Annotated in this window: 13 protein-coding genes; 4 read left to right on the top strand and 9 right to left on the bottom strand. The window is 72.4% G+C overall.

Features of this window, described 5'->3' with window-relative positions; all coding sequences use genetic code 11:
* Nucleotides 1-76: 76 nt before the first annotated feature.
* From ndk to AB0C35_RS39670, 4 genes are all read right to left on the bottom strand, one after another.
* Nucleotides 77-487: a nucleoside-diphosphate kinase gene (gene ndk, locus AB0C35_RS39685; RefSeq protein ID WP_358467571.1), complete on the bottom strand. Its 411-nt coding sequence runs from the start codon at nucleotides 485-487 to the stop codon at nucleotides 77-79.
* Between the two features lie 44 nt (nucleotides 488-531).
* Nucleotides 532-1,965 carry a hypothetical protein gene (locus AB0C35_RS39680; RefSeq protein ID WP_358467569.1) on the bottom strand — a complete coding sequence of 478 codons (1,434 nt, stop codon included), beginning with the start codon at nucleotides 1,963-1,965 and terminating at the stop codon, nucleotides 532-534.
* A gap of 130 nt (nucleotides 1,966-2,095) precedes the next feature.
* Complete coding sequence (locus tag AB0C35_RS39675; RefSeq protein ID WP_358467567.1) at nucleotides 2,096-2,440, bottom strand: DUF4233 domain-containing protein; 345 nt, start codon at nucleotides 2,438-2,440, stop codon at nucleotides 2,096-2,098.
* 5 nt (nucleotides 2,441-2,445) lie between these two features.
* A complete protein-coding gene (locus AB0C35_RS39670) occupies nucleotides 2,446-3,816 on the bottom strand; it encodes a folylpolyglutamate synthase/dihydrofolate synthase family protein (RefSeq protein WP_358467643.1) in 1,371 nt (456 codons plus the stop codon).
* Between the two features lie 107 nt (nucleotides 3,817-3,923).
* Between AB0C35_RS39670 and AB0C35_RS39665 the strand changes: the two genes are divergently transcribed.
* Nucleotides 3,924-5,126, top strand: a complete 1,203-nt coding sequence (locus AB0C35_RS39665; RefSeq protein ID WP_358467565.1) for a hypothetical protein — start codon at nucleotides 3,924-3,926, stop codon at nucleotides 5,124-5,126.
* Here the strand turns inward: AB0C35_RS39665 and AB0C35_RS39660 are convergent.
* Together AB0C35_RS39660 and AB0C35_RS39655 are read right to left on the bottom strand one after the other, a co-directional pair.
* A complete protein-coding gene (locus AB0C35_RS39660) occupies nucleotides 5,098-6,153 on the bottom strand; it encodes a hypothetical protein (protein ID WP_358467563.1) in 1,056 nt (351 codons plus the stop codon). The genes AB0C35_RS39665 and AB0C35_RS39660 overlap by 29 nt on opposite strands.
* 103 nt (nucleotides 6,154-6,256) lie before the next feature.
* Nucleotides 6,257-8,878 (bottom strand): valine--tRNA ligase, encoded by a 2,622-nt coding sequence (locus AB0C35_RS39655; protein WP_358467561.1) that lies wholly within the window; start codon nucleotides 8,876-8,878, stop codon nucleotides 6,257-6,259.
* A gap of 176 nt (nucleotides 8,879-9,054) precedes the next feature.
* On the opposite strand from AB0C35_RS39655, the gene AB0C35_RS39650 reads away from it, so the two are divergent.
* The 3 genes from AB0C35_RS39650 (at nucleotide 9,055) to AB0C35_RS39640 (ending at nucleotide 11,381) form a co-directional block, all read left to right on the top strand.
* A complete protein-coding gene (locus tag AB0C35_RS39650; protein ID WP_358467559.1) occupies nucleotides 9,055-9,771 on the top strand; it encodes a hypothetical protein in 717 nt (238 codons plus the stop codon).
* A gap of 158 nt (nucleotides 9,772-9,929) precedes the next feature.
* Nucleotides 9,930-10,727 (top strand): sensor histidine kinase, encoded by a 798-nt coding sequence (locus AB0C35_RS39645; RefSeq protein WP_358467557.1) that lies wholly within the window; start codon nucleotides 9,930-9,932, stop codon nucleotides 10,725-10,727.
* Nucleotides 10,728-11,381, top strand: a complete 654-nt coding sequence (locus AB0C35_RS39640) for a response regulator transcription factor (RefSeq protein WP_358467555.1) — start codon at nucleotides 10,728-10,730, stop codon at nucleotides 11,379-11,381. It abuts the gene before it with no gap.
* A 126-nt stretch (nucleotides 11,382-11,507) separates the two neighbouring features.
* On the opposite strand, the gene clpX is transcribed toward AB0C35_RS39640, so the two are convergent.
* The 3 genes from clpX to AB0C35_RS39625 form a co-directional block, all read right to left on the bottom strand.
* Nucleotides 11,508-12,782 (bottom strand): ATP-dependent Clp protease ATP-binding subunit ClpX, encoded by a 1,275-nt coding sequence (gene clpX, locus AB0C35_RS39635; protein ID WP_358467553.1) that lies wholly within the window; start codon nucleotides 12,780-12,782, stop codon nucleotides 11,508-11,510.
* 173 nt (nucleotides 12,783-12,955) lie between these two features.
* Nucleotides 12,956-13,651 carry an ATP-dependent Clp protease proteolytic subunit gene (locus tag AB0C35_RS39630; protein WP_358467551.1) on the bottom strand — a complete coding sequence of 232 codons (696 nt, stop codon included), beginning with the start codon at nucleotides 13,649-13,651 and terminating at the stop codon, nucleotides 12,956-12,958.
* A 28-nt stretch (nucleotides 13,652-13,679) separates the two neighbouring features.
* On the bottom strand, nucleotides 13,680-14,312 hold the full coding sequence (locus AB0C35_RS39625; RefSeq protein ID WP_239067243.1) for an ATP-dependent Clp protease proteolytic subunit: 633 nt from the start codon (nucleotides 14,310-14,312) through the stop codon (nucleotides 13,680-13,682).

Raw genomic sequence — 14,312 nt, 5'->3', positions numbered from 1 at the left:
AGAAACGTCCCCTGACCTGCTCGGGCGACCAAAAAGAAGTCTGGCCCGGGGCTGGTTCCCCGGGCCGGAATCGAACTCAGCCCAGGTCGGGGAAGAAGAGCTTGATCTCGCGGTCGGCGGAGTAGGTGGAGTCCGAGCCGTGGACGATGTTCTCGCCGATCTCCAGGGCGAGGTCGCCGCGGATGGTGCCGGGGGCGGCGCTCACCGGGTCGGTGGCGCCGGCCAGGGACCGGAACGCCTCGATGGCGCGCGGGCCCTCGACGACCATGGCGACGAGGGGGCCGCCGGTGATGAACTCGACCAGATCGCCGAAGAACGGCTTTTCGGCGTGCTCCTCGTAGTGGGTCTCGGCCGTCTCGCGGGTCAGGGTGCGGAGTTCCAGCGCGACGAGCGCCAGGCCCTTGCGCTCGATGCGGGAGATGACCTCACCGATGACGCCGCGGCGGACGCCGTCGGGCTTGACAAGGACGAGAGTGCGCTCGGACACGGGTGGTTCTCCTCGAAGAATTCGGAAGGTGCAGCGCGCGAATCCTACCCGGCTCGCGGCGTTGCGGCCGCCTTTCCGGTGCGCGTCGCAGTCGTCGTGCCGGCGCACCGCGCGCTCACGCGTGCGGTGGCGGCGGCGAGCAGGGCGGCGGCGGCCGCGGCGATCAGGAGCCAGACGTGGTAGGCGTCGAGCAGCGCGGCGGCCTGCTGCGCCCCGGTCGCCGGCCGCAGCCGTTCCAGCCGGGACGCCTGCAGTGACAGGACGAGCAGCTGCCCGGTCAGCAGCGCCGGGAAGCACAGCGACAGGCCGAAGAGCGCGGCGCCGACGCCCGCGTCCCGCAGGGAGGCGGCGAGGGCCAGCCCGGCGCCGGCGCCGAGCGGAGCGAGCGGCAGGAGCGGCGCCCAGGGGTCGTGCGGGGGGGCGGCGAGGCCGAGCAGCACGCCCGCGGTCATCAGGCAGTACCCGGCCGGGACGGCGAGGCGCGCACGCAGGCGGGTCGAGGCGAGCGCGCCGGCGAGCGCGGCAACGGCGGCCGCGGCGGCCGGGAGCAGCGGCACGCCCGCGGCGTCCTCGCGCGCGTGGGCGGTGACCGAGGCGAGCCCCGCGAGCGGCCCGGCGACCGGGTGGCAGAGCAGCCCGACGGCGATCATGACGATCGCGCAGCCGAACGGGCTGCCGGCCGTGGCGTCCCGGCCGCCGGCGAGGGCGAGGCCGAGCAGGGCGGGCAGCGCGAGCCCCGCCACGACGAGCCGGGCGCCGGGCGACCAGTCCTGCGCGGCGACGACGGCGAGGAACGCGAAGCCCGCGGCCGGGACGAACGGGAGGAGCAACTGGGCGCGTTCGGCGCGCCGGGCGGCGGTCAGCGTCCACGGGACGCGCCGGCGAAGGAGCAGGTAGGCCGGTGCGGCGACGGCGGCGGCAGCGGCGGGCCACGGGACGGGCGCGAGCGCGACCCGCCAGTCGGGGACGGCCGTACCCTCGGCGGGCATCGGGACGGCCTCCAGCGCGAGCGGCATGGCGAGGATCAGCGTGCCCGCGAGGGCGCCCGCCCAGGCGGCCGCCAGGACCCGGCCCCCGCGCTCCCACACCAGGACGAGAGAGGCGGGGACCACGATGCCCGCGCCCAGGCCCTGCGCGGTGCGGACCGCCGCGACAAGGGGCACCGAGTCGACGAACCGGACGGCGGCCAGTCCGGCCAGCAGGACGGCCAGGCCGGCGATGAGGACGGCCCACGCGCGGAACCGGCGCGCGGCCACGGCGGCGAGCGGCACCGCGAGCAGGAGCGCGGTCAGGGTGAGCCCGGTGGCGCGCAGTAGGCCGGCGATCTCGGCGTCGCCGAGTTCGAGGGCGCTCGCCGCGGCGGGGACGACGTGGAAGGCGGCGTCGGGCACCGTCAGGACGGCGGCGGGCAGCGCGGTGAACGTCAGCAGCAGGGTGCCGAGGGCCGCGGGCCGGTGGTCGTGTGCGTGCGGGGACACGGCCTGCTCCTTCGCAGAGTCGAGGCCATCCACCGGACGCACATTTCCCAAAAGGGAATAATGTCGGAATTAACGCACTCGCTCGAATTGCCGGATCGGCGGATGGAAGGCTTGCCGTTTCCCCGCGAATTTAGCGTGCCTGAACCGCCGCCGCCTTGCGTCCCATCCAAATGGCCGTCGCCCAAAGCGCCCCGAAGACGACGCCGAGGAAGAACATGGCCGGCACCATGAACCCGGTCGCGATGATCAGCACCTGCAGGACGCTTCCGGCCGCGACCGCCCAGGGAAAGCGCAGCAGGCCCGCCATCACCAGGCAGGCGACGGCCAGCCCGCCGCACACCGCCCCGGCGGTGCCGCCGTCCACGTCCAGCACGGTCACCGCCACCGGGATCGCGAGCGCGATGACGATGGCCTCGCAGGCCAGGATCGCGGCGAACAGCCTCCGCGCCGGGTTCGCCGCCTTCGCCGAGCTCATGCCGGTCACCGTCCCTCCGCGACGCGCAGCAGCGTCCTGGCGTCCCCGGCGGTGACCACCGAGCCGGTGATCAGGACGCCGGCGCCCCGGTACTCGCCGGTCTCCTCGGCGAGGCCGATCGCCCGGTCGATCGCGTCGTCCAGGCGGGGCTCGAGATGGACCCGCTCGGGGCCGAAGACGCTCCCGGCCAGCTCGGCCAGTTCCTCGGGCGGCATCGAGCGCGGCGAGGAGTTTCGGGTCACCACCAGCTCGGCCAGGACGGGTTCGAGCTGGTCGAGGACGCCGGCGACGTCCTTGTCCGCGGCGATGGCGAGGACTCCCGCGAGCCGGGTGAAACCGAACGACTCGGTGATCGTGGCGACGGTCGCGGCCATCCCCGCCGGGTTGTGCGTCGAATCCAGCAGGACGGTCGGGCCGGTGCGGGCCACTTCGAGGCGTCCCGGGGACGCCGACTTGGCGAAGCCGCTGCGCACCAGCGCCGGGTCGAGCTGCCCCTCCTCGCCGCCGATGTAAGACTCGCCCGCCGCGATGCGGGTCGCGGCCTCCAGGTTCGCCTCTCCCCTGGTCGGCGCGCCGCTCGCGAACGCCTCGACGGCGGCGAGCGCCGTCGCGGCGTTGCTCGCCTGATGGTCGCCGAACAGCGGAAGGAAGATCTCGTCGTAGACGCCGTGCAGGCCGCGCAGGCCGAGCATCTGGCCGCCCACGGCGACGTCCCTGTCGAGCACCCCGTACTCGACGCCCTCGCGCGCCGCCGCGGCGCCGACCTCCACGACCCGCCGCAGCAGCACCTCGGCCGCCTCGACCGGCTGCTGCGCCAGCACCGCGACCGACTCCGGCTTGATGATCCCCGCCTTCTCCCCGGCGATCTCCTCCAGCGTGTCGCCCAGGTAGCGGGTGTGGTCCAGCCCGATCGGGGTGATCACCGCGACGGCGCCGTCCGCCACGTTCGTGGCGTCCCACACGCCGCCCATGCCGGCCTCGACCACCGCCACGTCGACCGGCGCGTCCGCGAACGCCGCGAACGCCATGCCGGTGAGGACCTCGAAGAACGACAGGCCCGCCTGGTGCTTGCCGTCGACCAGCTGGACGAACGGCAGCACGTCCTCGAACGCCTCGGTGAACCGCTCCTCGCTGAGCGGCTCCCCGTCGATCGCGATCCGCTCCCGCAGCGTGTTCATCTCCGGGGAGGTGAACAGCCCGGTGCGCAGCCCGCGCTCGCGCAGCAGCGACTCGACGAGCCGTGCGGTGCTGGTCTTTCCGTTGGTCCCGGCGATGTGGATCACCGGATAGGCGCGGTGCGGCTCGCCCAGGACGTCGACCAGGTCCCGGATCCGGTCGAGGGTGGGATCGATCTCCCACTCGACCCCGCGGGCCATGATCGCGCCGACTGCGCGCTGATATCCGGACGGCTGGGATGGCTGACTCACGGTCACAGAGCCTACTCGGCGGTGCCGGTGGTCCCGTCCGGGCCCACACTGGAGACATGGACGTGTTCTTCCGGGAATGGGACGGTCGCGCCCCTGGCGAGACCCGCGACATCGGACGGGCCCGCGCCCTGGCGAGCGCCCTGCACGTCCTCGCGCCGGACGCGCCCGTTCTGACCGTCGTCGGATCCAAGGGGAAGGGGACCGCGGCGCTCTACGCGTCGGCCTTCCTCGCGGCCGCCGGCCTTCGTGTCTGCACCGTCACGAGCCCCGGCCTGCGCACCGACCGCGACCGGATCCGGGTGGACGGCCGCGCCGTCACCGAAGCGGAACTGGCCTCCCTCGCGGACGCGCTCGACGAGGCCGTCGCCACGCTCCCGCCGCCCTCGGACGGCTATCTGTCGCCGTCCGGGCTGTTCACCCTCGCGGGCGTCCTGCACGCGCGGCGCACCGGCGCGGACGCGATCGTCCTGGAGGCGGGGATGGGCGGGCGGTCGGACGAGGCCGCCCTCTTCCCGCCGGCCGTCGCCGCGATCACGCCCGTCTTCCGCGAGCACGCCGGCGTGCTCGGCGACACCCCGGCGCAGATCGCCGAGGAGAAGCGCGGCGTGGCGGGCCCGGAGACGGTGGTCCTGTCGGCGCCGCAGTCCCCCGAGGTCACCGAGGCGCTCGGGGCCGTGGAACGGGTGGAACCCGGCGGCAGCGGGCTCCCGGCGGAGCTGCTGCCCGCCGGGCTGGGGCGCGGCAACGCCGAACTGGGCGTCGCCGCGGCCCGGCGGCTCCCGGGAGTGGCCGAGCCCCCGGCGGGGCCGCTCCGGGACGTGCTGTCCTCGGTCGTCCTGCCGGGGCGGCTCTCCTGGCACAACGTGCCCGGCTCGGCGACCAGGCTGCTCATCGACTCCGCCGTCGACCGGACGGGCGTCGCCGCCGCCCTCGCGGCCGCGCGGTGCGCCTGGGGGACGATCGACCACGCCGTCGTCTGCCTCCCCGACCACAAGGACCTGGACGGGGCCGTCGCCGAACTCGGCGGGCTGCCCGTGACGTTCGTCCGGCTGCCGCTGCCGCACCTGCACTTCACCCGCCCGCTGCCGTCCGCGTGGGACGTCGTCGGCGCCGACGCCATCACGCCCGAGTCCCTCGCCACGCTCGGGCACCGCGTGGCCGTCCTCGGCACCGGCTACTTCACCGGGCTCGTCCTCGGGGTGGTGGGCGCCGACACCGAACGGCTCTTCCTCACCGCGGCTTCTCGACGTCGTTCCTGATCCGGCGCATGACGTCGGCCATCAGCGGGAACTGCGGGCTCAGCGTGGGACGGTTGGAGGCGACGATCCCGAAGGAGTCCCGCGTCGCCCACGCGCAGAACGTGTGGGTGTCGGCGAGGACGGCGAACGTCCCGCACACGGCCTTCCCGCCCTTGCGGCCCGGGTCGGCGTCCTGCCCGGCGATGAACGTCGTGGGCTGCACCTTCTGCAGGAACGTCTCGGGGTTGCCGACGGGGCCCGTCCCGCCCATGAACAGGACGTTGACCGGCCCGGCGGTCTCCTCGCCGTAGACGCCCCGGCCGCCCTTCGCGACCGGGACCCCGGCCGCCTGGACCGCCGCCGCGACGAACGGGTACGCGGCGCTCGCCTGGGGCGCGGTCAGGGCGTCCTTGCGCAGCCCGCCGGCCACCGCGCCCGCGACGATCACCTTGCCGGACGCCGGGACGCCGGTGGTGCGGGCGTCCTTCTTGCCGCCCCCGCCGGTGCCGCCGCCGTCCATCCGGAACGCCAGCACGCCCACCATCAGGACACCGGCCGCGACCGTGGCGGCTCCCGTGACCAGCAGGAACCTGGGAATCCGCCGTCTCCCGGCGGTAGCCGGCGCACCCGGCGGCCGGGCCTGGCCGGGAACCGCCGGCAGCGGGCCCGTCCCGCCGGGGATGATCGGATGCGCGCCGGACCCGCCGGGCATCACCGGATGCGCGCCGGACCCGCCCGTGACGACGGGGTGGCCGCCCGTGCCGTCCGAGATCACGACCTGCGGGCCGGTGCCGTCGCGCAGGACACCGTGGGGCCCCGTCCCGCCGGGTATCGGATGCGCTCCCGACCTGTTCGCGGGCCCCGGCATCGGGTGCGGGCCCGTGCCGTCGCCGGAGTCCGCCGACCACCACGGACGTGAGCCGCCCCAGGGTTCCGGCGCGCCGCGGGCCCGCCGGGGTACGTCCCCGTCCTCGACGACCTGGGGTGGGTTCAGGTCATCGCCGGACGCGGAGTCCTGCGTGTCGGACCGAGGGGGTGATTCGGCCATTGCGCTCCTGATCGTTCGGCTGCCGGCAAGCCCCGGGGGCACACCCCGGATCGTAACCGCGACGGACGGGGCACGCCGACCGTTCGCCGGGTCAGCTCCCCTGTCAGCCCGCCGGAAGGGCGGTCAGCTGCGACTCCAGCCGGCTGATGTCGGCCTCGGCCTGCGCGAGACGCTCCCGGTTCTTGGCGACGACGGCCTCGGGCGCCTTCGCCATGAACGCCTCGTTGCCGAGCTTGCGGGACGCCTGCTCGACCTCCTTGCGGGCGGCGGCGAGATCCTTCTCCAGCCGCTTGCGCTCCGCGGCCACATCGATGACCCCGGCGGTGTCGAGCCGGACGGTGACGCCCTCGGCCGGCAGGGACGCGGTGGCGGAGAAACCGCCGCCCGGCTCCGTCAGGCGCAGCAGCGAGCGGACGCCCTCCTCGTGCGCGGACAGCGGCGAGGCGCCCCACTCCAGCGTCGCGGCGACCTTCTGGCCCGGCTTGAGGCCCTGGTCGGCGCGGAACCGGCGGACCTCGGTGACCAGGCGCTGCAGCGACTCGACGACGGCCTCGGCCGCCCGGTCGGCGCGGGCCGGCTCGGCGGCCGGCCACGGCGCGGTGACGACGGTGCCGGCACCCGTCAGGGAGATCCACAGCTCTTCGGTGACGAACGGGATCACCGGGTGCAGAAGCCGCAGGAGCTTGTCGAGGACCTCGCCCAGGACACGGCGCGTGCCCTCGGCCCGTTCGTCGGCCAGCTGGACCTTCGCCAGCTCCACGTACCAGTCGCAGACCTCGTCCCACGCGAAGTGGTAGAGCGTCTCGCACGCCTTGGCGAAGTCGTAGCCCTCCAGGTACGCGTCCACCTCGGCGATGACGGACTGGAGCCGCGACAGGATCCAGGCGTCCACGGTCGACACCTGTGCGGGCATGTCCCCGCGGACGTGCGCGCCGTTGATGAGCGCGAACCGCGTCGCGTTCCACAGCTTGTTGCAGAAGTTGCGCGAACCCTGCGCCCACTGCTCGGCCACCGGGACGTCCCCGCCGGGGTTCGCGCCGCGCAGCAGCGTGAAGCGGGTGGCGTCGGCGCCGTACTCGTCGATCCAGTCGAGCGGGTCGATGACGTTCCCGAACGACTTGGACATCTTCTTGCCGAACTGGTCGCGGACCATCCCGTGCAGGGCGATGGTGTCGAACGGCTGGACGCCGTCCATCGCGTACAGCCCGAACATCATCATCCGGGCGACCCAGAAGAACAGGATGTCGTACCCGGTGACCAGCACCGACGTCGGATAGAACCGCTTCAGATCCGCCGTCTCGTCGGGCCAGCCCAGGGTGGAGAACGGCCACAGCGCCGAGGAGAACCAGGTGTCGAGGACGTCGGTGTCCTGCGTCCAGCCGGCGGGCGGCTCCTCGCCGGGGCCCGGGCAGACGACCTCGCCGCCGGGCCCGTACCAGACGGGGATGCGGTGCCCCCACCACAGTTGCCGGCTGATGCACCAGTCGTGCATGTTGTCGACCCACTCGAAGTAGCGGGCCGCCATCTCCGGCGGGTGGATCGTGACGCGGCCGTCCCGGACGGCGTCGCCGGCGGCCCGCGCCAGCGACTCGACCTTCACGAACCACTGCAGCGACACGCGCGGCTCGACGACCGTGGCGCAGCGCTGGCAGTGCCCGACCGAGTGCGCGTAGGGGCGGACCTCCTTGACGATCCGGCCCTGCTCGCGCAGCGCCGCCACGACCGCCGGGCGCGCCTCGAACCGGTCGAGCCCCTCGAACGGGCCGGACGCGGTCACGACGCCGCGCTCGTCCATGACCGACAGGGACGGCAGCGCGTGCCGGCGGCCGATCTCGAAGTCGTTCGGGTCGTGCGCCGGGGTCACCTTCACCGCGCCCGTCCCGAACTCGGGATCGACGTGCTCGTCGGCCACGACGGGGATGCGGCGGCCGGTCAGCGGGAGCTCGATCTCCCGGCCGATCAGGTGCGCGTACCGGGCGTCCCCGGGGTGGACGGCCACGGCGGTGTCGCCGAGCATCGTCTCCGCCCGCGTGGTCGCGACGACGATCGCGTCCTCGCCGGAGCCGTACCGGATCGACACCAGCTCGCCGTCGACGTCCTCGTGCTCGACCTCGATGTCGGACAGGGCCGTCAGGCAGCGCGGGCACCAGTTGATGATGCGCTCGGCCCGGTAGATCAGCCCGTCGTCGAACAGCCGCTTGAAGATCGTCCGGACGGCGGTGGCACGGTCGTCGTCCATCGTGAACGCCTCGCGCGTCCAGTCGACGCCGTCGCCGAGCCGGCGCATCTGGCCGAGGATCCGGCCGCCGGACTCCGTCTTCCACTCCCACACCCGCTCGATGAACGCCTCGCGCCCGAGGTCGTGCCGCGACACGCCCTCCTTGGCCAGCTCGCGCTCCACGACGTTCTGGGTGGCGATGCCGGCGTGGTCCATGCCCGGGAGCCACAGGGTCTCGTGGCCGCGCATCCGGTGCCACCGGACGAGGGCGTCCTGGATCGAGTGGTCGAGCGCGTGCCCCATGTGCAGCGAGCCGGTGACGTTCGGCGGCGGGATCACGATCGAGAACGGGGGCCGGTCGGGGGCGCGCCCCGGGTCCGCGGTGAACAGCCCCTCCGATACCCACCGCTCGTAGAGCCGGCCCTCGACATCGGCCGGTCGGTACTGGGTGGGCAGGTCGACGTCCGCGGCGGCCCCCTGGCCGCGCTCAGTGCTGGGCTGTGTCACGGCTGACGATTCTACGGGGACCGGAACACCAGAACTCCCCGCCCCGGCCCCATGCCCGTCCTATTTTAGGAGTAACGCCGGAACGCGGGGTGCCGGCGGTGCGTCCATTGAACGGAAACCCCAGCGGCGGGCATCCTGCTCCCAACCGCTCGCCCGGCCTCGTCGAAGGAGTCGACATGAGCGGTTGGAATCCCCCTCCTCCCCCGGGCGGCATGCCCCCGAGCGGCGTCCCCCACGGCGCCCCGCCCGGCCCGGGCACGCCCTACCCGCCCGCCCGGCGGTCGTCCGGGGGGCTGGTCATCGGGCTGGCCGCCGCGGGTCTCGCCGTGCTCATCGCGATCGGCGTCGGCGCGGTCATCCTGCTGAACGCCGAGAAGGAGCACACGATCACCACCCCCTCCCGGGCCGGCGGCATGGATCGCGAGGACGTCCAGGGCGGCGCGTTCGCCGAGCAGATCGACGCCCTGAAGGCCATCGGGATCGCGTCGGGCTTCGGTCCCCGCGGGAATCCGAGGATCGGCGTATACGGCTCCGGCGCCGAGCGCTATCTGTTCGTCGGGGGGACCGGCTCGTTCGAGCCCGACAAGCTCAGAACCAACCTCACCAAGACGATGGACGACAGATGGGGGGCCGCCGCCGTCTTCACGCTGACGACGATCGCCGGCACGAACGGCGCCGACGGGCAGATGGCCTGCTCGACGATCTACAATCCGCCTCCCAGCCTGGCGGACCCCAAGATCCGCGAAACCGCCCTGTGCGTGTGGTCGACGGCCGGCAGCGTCGGCTGGGTCGCGCCGGCCCCGGAGCCGGGTGCTCTGACGCCCACGACCACCTATGCCAGGGACGAGGTCGCGGAGATCACGCGCCGGCTCCGCGCGGACGTGGAGGACTGACCCGAACGGAGGCGCCGGACGCGTGTTCGCGCGGCGGCCCGCTCCCTGAGAGCGTTTTCCCGTGAGGGTCGGGACACAGGTCCCCTGACACCGGGTCGCCCCGCCGGAAAGGGTGATGGTGAACGCCCGCGACGGCGGGGCGGAAGGAGAGGGACGGGATGCGAGCGGTACTGGCACGCGCCGCCGTGCTGGCCGGCGCGTTCACCGCGGGGGCCGTGGCGGCACGTGCCGCGACCATCCCTCACCTCCGCCGCCTCACCGCCGACCTGCAGCGCTCGCGGGAGCGGATCCTCGCCAGCCGCGAGGAGGAACGGCGGCGGCTGCGGCACGACCTGCACGACGGGCTCGGGCCGACGCTGGCCAGCCTCGCGATGTCGCTGGACGCGGCGCGCATCACGCTCGCCGGCGAGCCGGAGCGGATGGAACCGCTGCTGTCGGACGTCCGGGACCGGCTGGCGACGGCCGTCGGGGAGATCCGCGACCTCGCGCACGGGCTGCGCCCGCCCGCCCTGGACGACCTCGGGCTCGTGGCCGCCATCGAGTCGTTCGCCGAGGGCTGCTGCGAACGGGTGGACGTGCGGTTCGACGGCGAGCATCTGGAACTGCCCGCGGCGGTGGAGGTGGCGGCGTACCGGATCGTCCAGGAGGCGCTGACGAACGTCCGGCTGCACGCGCCCGGGAGCACCGCGACGGTCCGGCTGTCCCGCGACGCCGATTTCCGGCTCGTGGTCGCCGACACCGGGCCGGGCCTGCCCGACCTGGCCCGCAACGGCGGCCAGCCGAGGTCCCGGCGCGGGATGGCCGCGATGAAGGAATGGGCCGCCGAGCTCGGCGGCAGCTGCACGATCACGTCCCGCAACGGCGGCGGGACCGTCGTCTCGGTCCGCCTGCCGCTCGCCGCCGCGGAGACCGCCGCCGGGTATCATCGTCCTTCGACCGGGAAGAGGCGGGCGTAGATGACCGAGAACATCCGGGTCCTCATCACCGACGACCACCCGGTGTTCAGGCAGGGCCTGAAGGGGCTGCTGCACGCGCTGGGCGTGGAGGTCGTCGGCGAGGCCGAGAACGGGCCGGAGGCGGTGCGGCTCGCCGCCGAACTGCAGCCGGACGTCGTCGTGATGGACCTCCACATGCCGGGCGGCAACGGCATCGAGGCCACCCGCACGATCACCCGGACCAGTCCGCGCATCGGCGTGCTGGTCCTGACGATGTTCCGGGACGACGACTCGGTCTTCGCGGCGATGCGCGCCGGCGCCCGCGGCTACCTGCTGAAGGAGTCGGGCGCCGAGGAGATCGCCCGCGCCGTGCGGGCCGTCGCGGCGGGTGAGGCCATCTACGGGCCCGAGATCGCCCGCCGTGTGCTGACCTACTTCACCGACATGCCCGACCCGCGGCGGGCCGCGTTCCCGGAGCTGACCGAGCGCGAGCGGGAGGTCCTCGAACTGATCGCGCAGGGCCGCAGCAACGCCGAGATCGCCGGGACGCTGTTCCTCAGCCAGAAGACCGTCCGCAACCACGTGTCGAACATCTTCATGAAGCTGCACGTCGCGGACCGCGCGCAGGCCATCGTCCTCGCCCGCGAGGCCGGCCTCGGCGAAACCGCGCGCTGATCGCGGTACGGCCCACCGCGCTCGCGTGCATGGCCGAGGCGCCGCTGCAAAGTCTTTGACGGCCCGCAGACGCGTGGCCTGGAACACGCGAACGCCCCCGCGGCCGGGGGCGTTCGGGTGTTCTGTTCAGGCGCTCTTCTCCCTCGGTTCGCGCTTGGGGCGGTCCCGGGGGACGAGGGTCGGGTTGACGTGCTCCAGGACGGCCTCGCGGGTGATGACGACGCGGGCGACGTCCTGCCGGCTCGGCACCTCGTACATCACCGACAGGAGCACTTCCTCCATGATGGCGCGCAGGCCGCGCGCGCCGGTACCGCGCAGGATCGCCTGGTCGGCGATCGCCTCCAGCGCGTCGTCGGTGAACTCCAGGTCGACGCCGTCGAGTTCGAAGAGGCGGTGGTACTGGCGCACCAGCGCGTTCTTCGGCTCGGTGAGGATGTTGATCAGGGCCTCGCGGTCCAGGTTGTGCACCGAGGTGATCACCGGGAGCCGGCCGATGAACTCGGGGATCAACCCGAACTTCAGCAGGTCCTCGGGCATCACCTCGCCGAACACGGCCGACGACTCCTCGAAGTCGGACTTGGAGCGGATCTGAGCGCCGAAGCCCATGCCCTGCTTGCCGACCCGGGACTCGACGATCTTCTCCAGGCCGGCGAACGCGCCGCCGCAGATGAACAGCACGTTCGTGGTGTCGATCTGGATGAACTCCTGGTGGGGGTGCTTGCGGCCGCCCTGCGGCGGGACGCTCGCGGTGGTGCCCTCGAGGATCTTCAGCAGAGCCTGCTGGACGCCCTCGCCCGAGACGTCCCGCGTGATCGAGGGGTTCTCGCTCTTACGGGCGATCTTGTCGACTTCGTCGATGTAGATGATCCCGGTCTCGGCCTTCTTGACGTCGTAGTCGGCCGCCTGGATCAGCTTGAGGAGGATGTTCTCGACGTCCTCCCCGACGTATCCGGCCTCCGTCAGCGCCGTGGCGTCCGCGATGGCGAACGGGACGTTGAGGAGTTTGGCGAGCGTCTGCGCGAGCAGCGTCTTGCCCGATCCGGTGGGGCCCAGCAGCAATATGTTGGACTTGCCCAGCTCGACCGGGTCGTCCCTGCCGGTGTCACCCGACTGGATCCGCTTGTAGTGGTTGTACACGGCGACGGACAGCGCCTTCTTCGCCGTGTCCTGCCCGATGACGTAGGAGTCCAGGAACTCGTAGATCTCCCGCGGTTTGGGCAGGTTGTCCCACTTGAGGTCGGAGGTCTCGGAGAGCTCCTCCTCGATGATCTCGTTACAGAGATCGATGCACTCGTCGCAGATGTACACGCCCGGACCCGCGATGAGCTTTTTGACCTGCTTCTGGCTCTTCCCGCAGAACGAGCATTTCAGCAGATCACCACCGTCGCCGATGCGTGCCACCCAACTGTCTCCTTTTCGTGGGGCCGCCCGCCCTGGAGGATGCGGCGCAGCTCGGTTGCGTCCCGAAGGCTCTCGACGTTGGACTCGACGTTACCGCCTCCAACGGACTTGGAAAGCCCCTCGCCCGGAAGTGTGGCGGCCGGGCTCGGGGACCTCCGCGTCCTCGTGTCGTCTCAGGACGACACTACCTCGGCCTTGCGCTTCCTGCTGGCGAAGACATCGTCGATGAGACCGTAGTCCTTCGCCTCGTCCGCCGTGAGGATCTTGTCGCGTTCGATGTCGCGGCGCACCTCGTCGATGCTCCTGCCGCTGTGCTCGGCCAGAATGCTCTCCAGCAGCTCGCGGATCCGCATGATCTCGCGCGCCTGGATCTCTATGTCGCTGGACTGGCCGTAGGTGCCCTCGGTCGCGGGCTGGTGGATCAGTATCCGCGAGTTGGGCAGCGCGGCCCGCTTGCCCGGCGTCCCCGCCGCGAGCAGCACCGCCGCGGCCGAGGCGGCCTGGCCGATGCAGACGGTCTGGATGTCGGGCTTGACGAACTGCATCGTGTCGTAGATCGCCGTCATGGCGGTGAACGAGCCGCCGGGCGAGTTGATGTAGATGCTGATGTCGCGGTCGGGGTCGATCGACTCCAGCGTGATCAGCTGGGCCATCACGTCGTTGGCCGACGCGTCGTCGATCTGCACGCCGAGGAAGATGATGCGCTCCTCGAACAGCTTGTTGTACGGGTTCATCTCCTTGACCCCGTACGTGGTGCGCTCGACGAACGACGGAATGATGTAGCGGCTCTGCGCCGGCGCCGGGGAGCCGCCCGCCTGGACGCCGGGCCGGACCGGATCGCTGAAGCCGGGTCGGATGTGGTCGCTCACTGTGTGCCTCCGATAAGTGAACAGGTCGTCAGGAGACGGTGCCTTCGGAGGGCACCTGGGTGGCGCTGAGAACCACGTGGTCCACCAGCCCGTAGTCCTTGGCCTCGTCGGCGGTGAACCAGCGGTCGCGGTCGGAGTCGCGCTCGATCTGCTCGAGCGACTGGCCGGTGTGTTCGGCGATCTTCTCGGCGAGCGTCTTCTTGACGTAGAGCATCTGCTCTGCCTGGATCTTGATGTCGGAGGCCGTGCCGCCGATGCCGCCGGACGGCTGGTGCATCATGATGCGCGCGTGCGGCAGGGCGTAGCGCTTGCCCGTGGTCCCGGCGCACAGCAGGAACTGGCCCATCGACGCGGCCAGGCCCATGCCCACCGTGACGATGTCGTTCGGGACGTACTTCATGATGTCGTAGATCGCCATGCCGGCGGTGACGGAGCCGCCGGGCGAGTTGATGTAGAGAGTGATGTCGCGGCGGCCGTCCTCGGCCGACAGCAGCAGGAGCTCGGCGCAGATGCGGTTGGCGATGTCGTCGTCGACCTGCTGGCCGAGGAAGACGATCCGCTCGCGCAGCAGCCGTTGGAACAGCTGGTCGCCCAGAGGCGACAGGGGCGCCTCGGCGACCCGCGCCTGGATCCGCGACGACTCGTCGAAAGTCGGAGGCAT

This window comes from Spirillospora sp. NPDC048819, from assembly GCF_040650055.1.
Taxonomy (GTDB): domain Bacteria; phylum Actinomycetota; class Actinomycetes; order Streptosporangiales; family Streptosporangiaceae; genus Spirillospora.
The sequence above is the reverse complement of the archived record's forward strand: the minus strand, read 5'-3'. Positions and strand labels throughout refer to the sequence as shown.

Excerpts from the sequence above, each read along its gene's own strand:
- AB0C35_RS39645 (WP_358467557.1), top strand. The coding sequence starts at position 9,930 with ATGCGAGCGGTACTGGCACGCGCCGCCGTGCTGGCCGGCGCGTTCACC.
- AB0C35_RS39670 (WP_358467643.1), bottom strand. The coding sequence starts at position 3,816 with ATGGCCCGCGGGGTCGAGTGGGAGATCGATCCCACCCTCGACCGGATC.
- AB0C35_RS39650 (WP_358467559.1), top strand. The coding sequence starts at position 9,055 with ATGAGCGGTTGGAATCCCCCTCCTCCCCCGGGCGGCATGCCCCCGAGC.
- AB0C35_RS39625 (WP_239067243.1), bottom strand. The coding sequence starts at position 14,312 with ATGCCTCCGACTTTCGACGAGTCGTCGCGGATCCAGGCGCGGGTCGCC.
- AB0C35_RS39640 (WP_358467555.1), top strand. The coding sequence starts at position 10,728 with ATGACCGAGAACATCCGGGTCCTCATCACCGACGACCACCCGGTGTTC.
- AB0C35_RS39665 (WP_358467565.1), top strand. The coding sequence starts at position 3,924 with ATGGACGTGTTCTTCCGGGAATGGGACGGTCGCGCCCCTGGCGAGACC.
- AB0C35_RS39660 (WP_358467563.1), bottom strand. The coding sequence starts at position 6,153 with ATGGCCGAATCACCCCCTCGGTCCGACACGCAGGACTCCGCGTCCGGC.
- AB0C35_RS39675 (WP_358467567.1), bottom strand. The coding sequence starts at position 2,440 with ATGAGCTCGGCGAAGGCGGCGAACCCGGCGCGGAGGCTGTTCGCCGCG.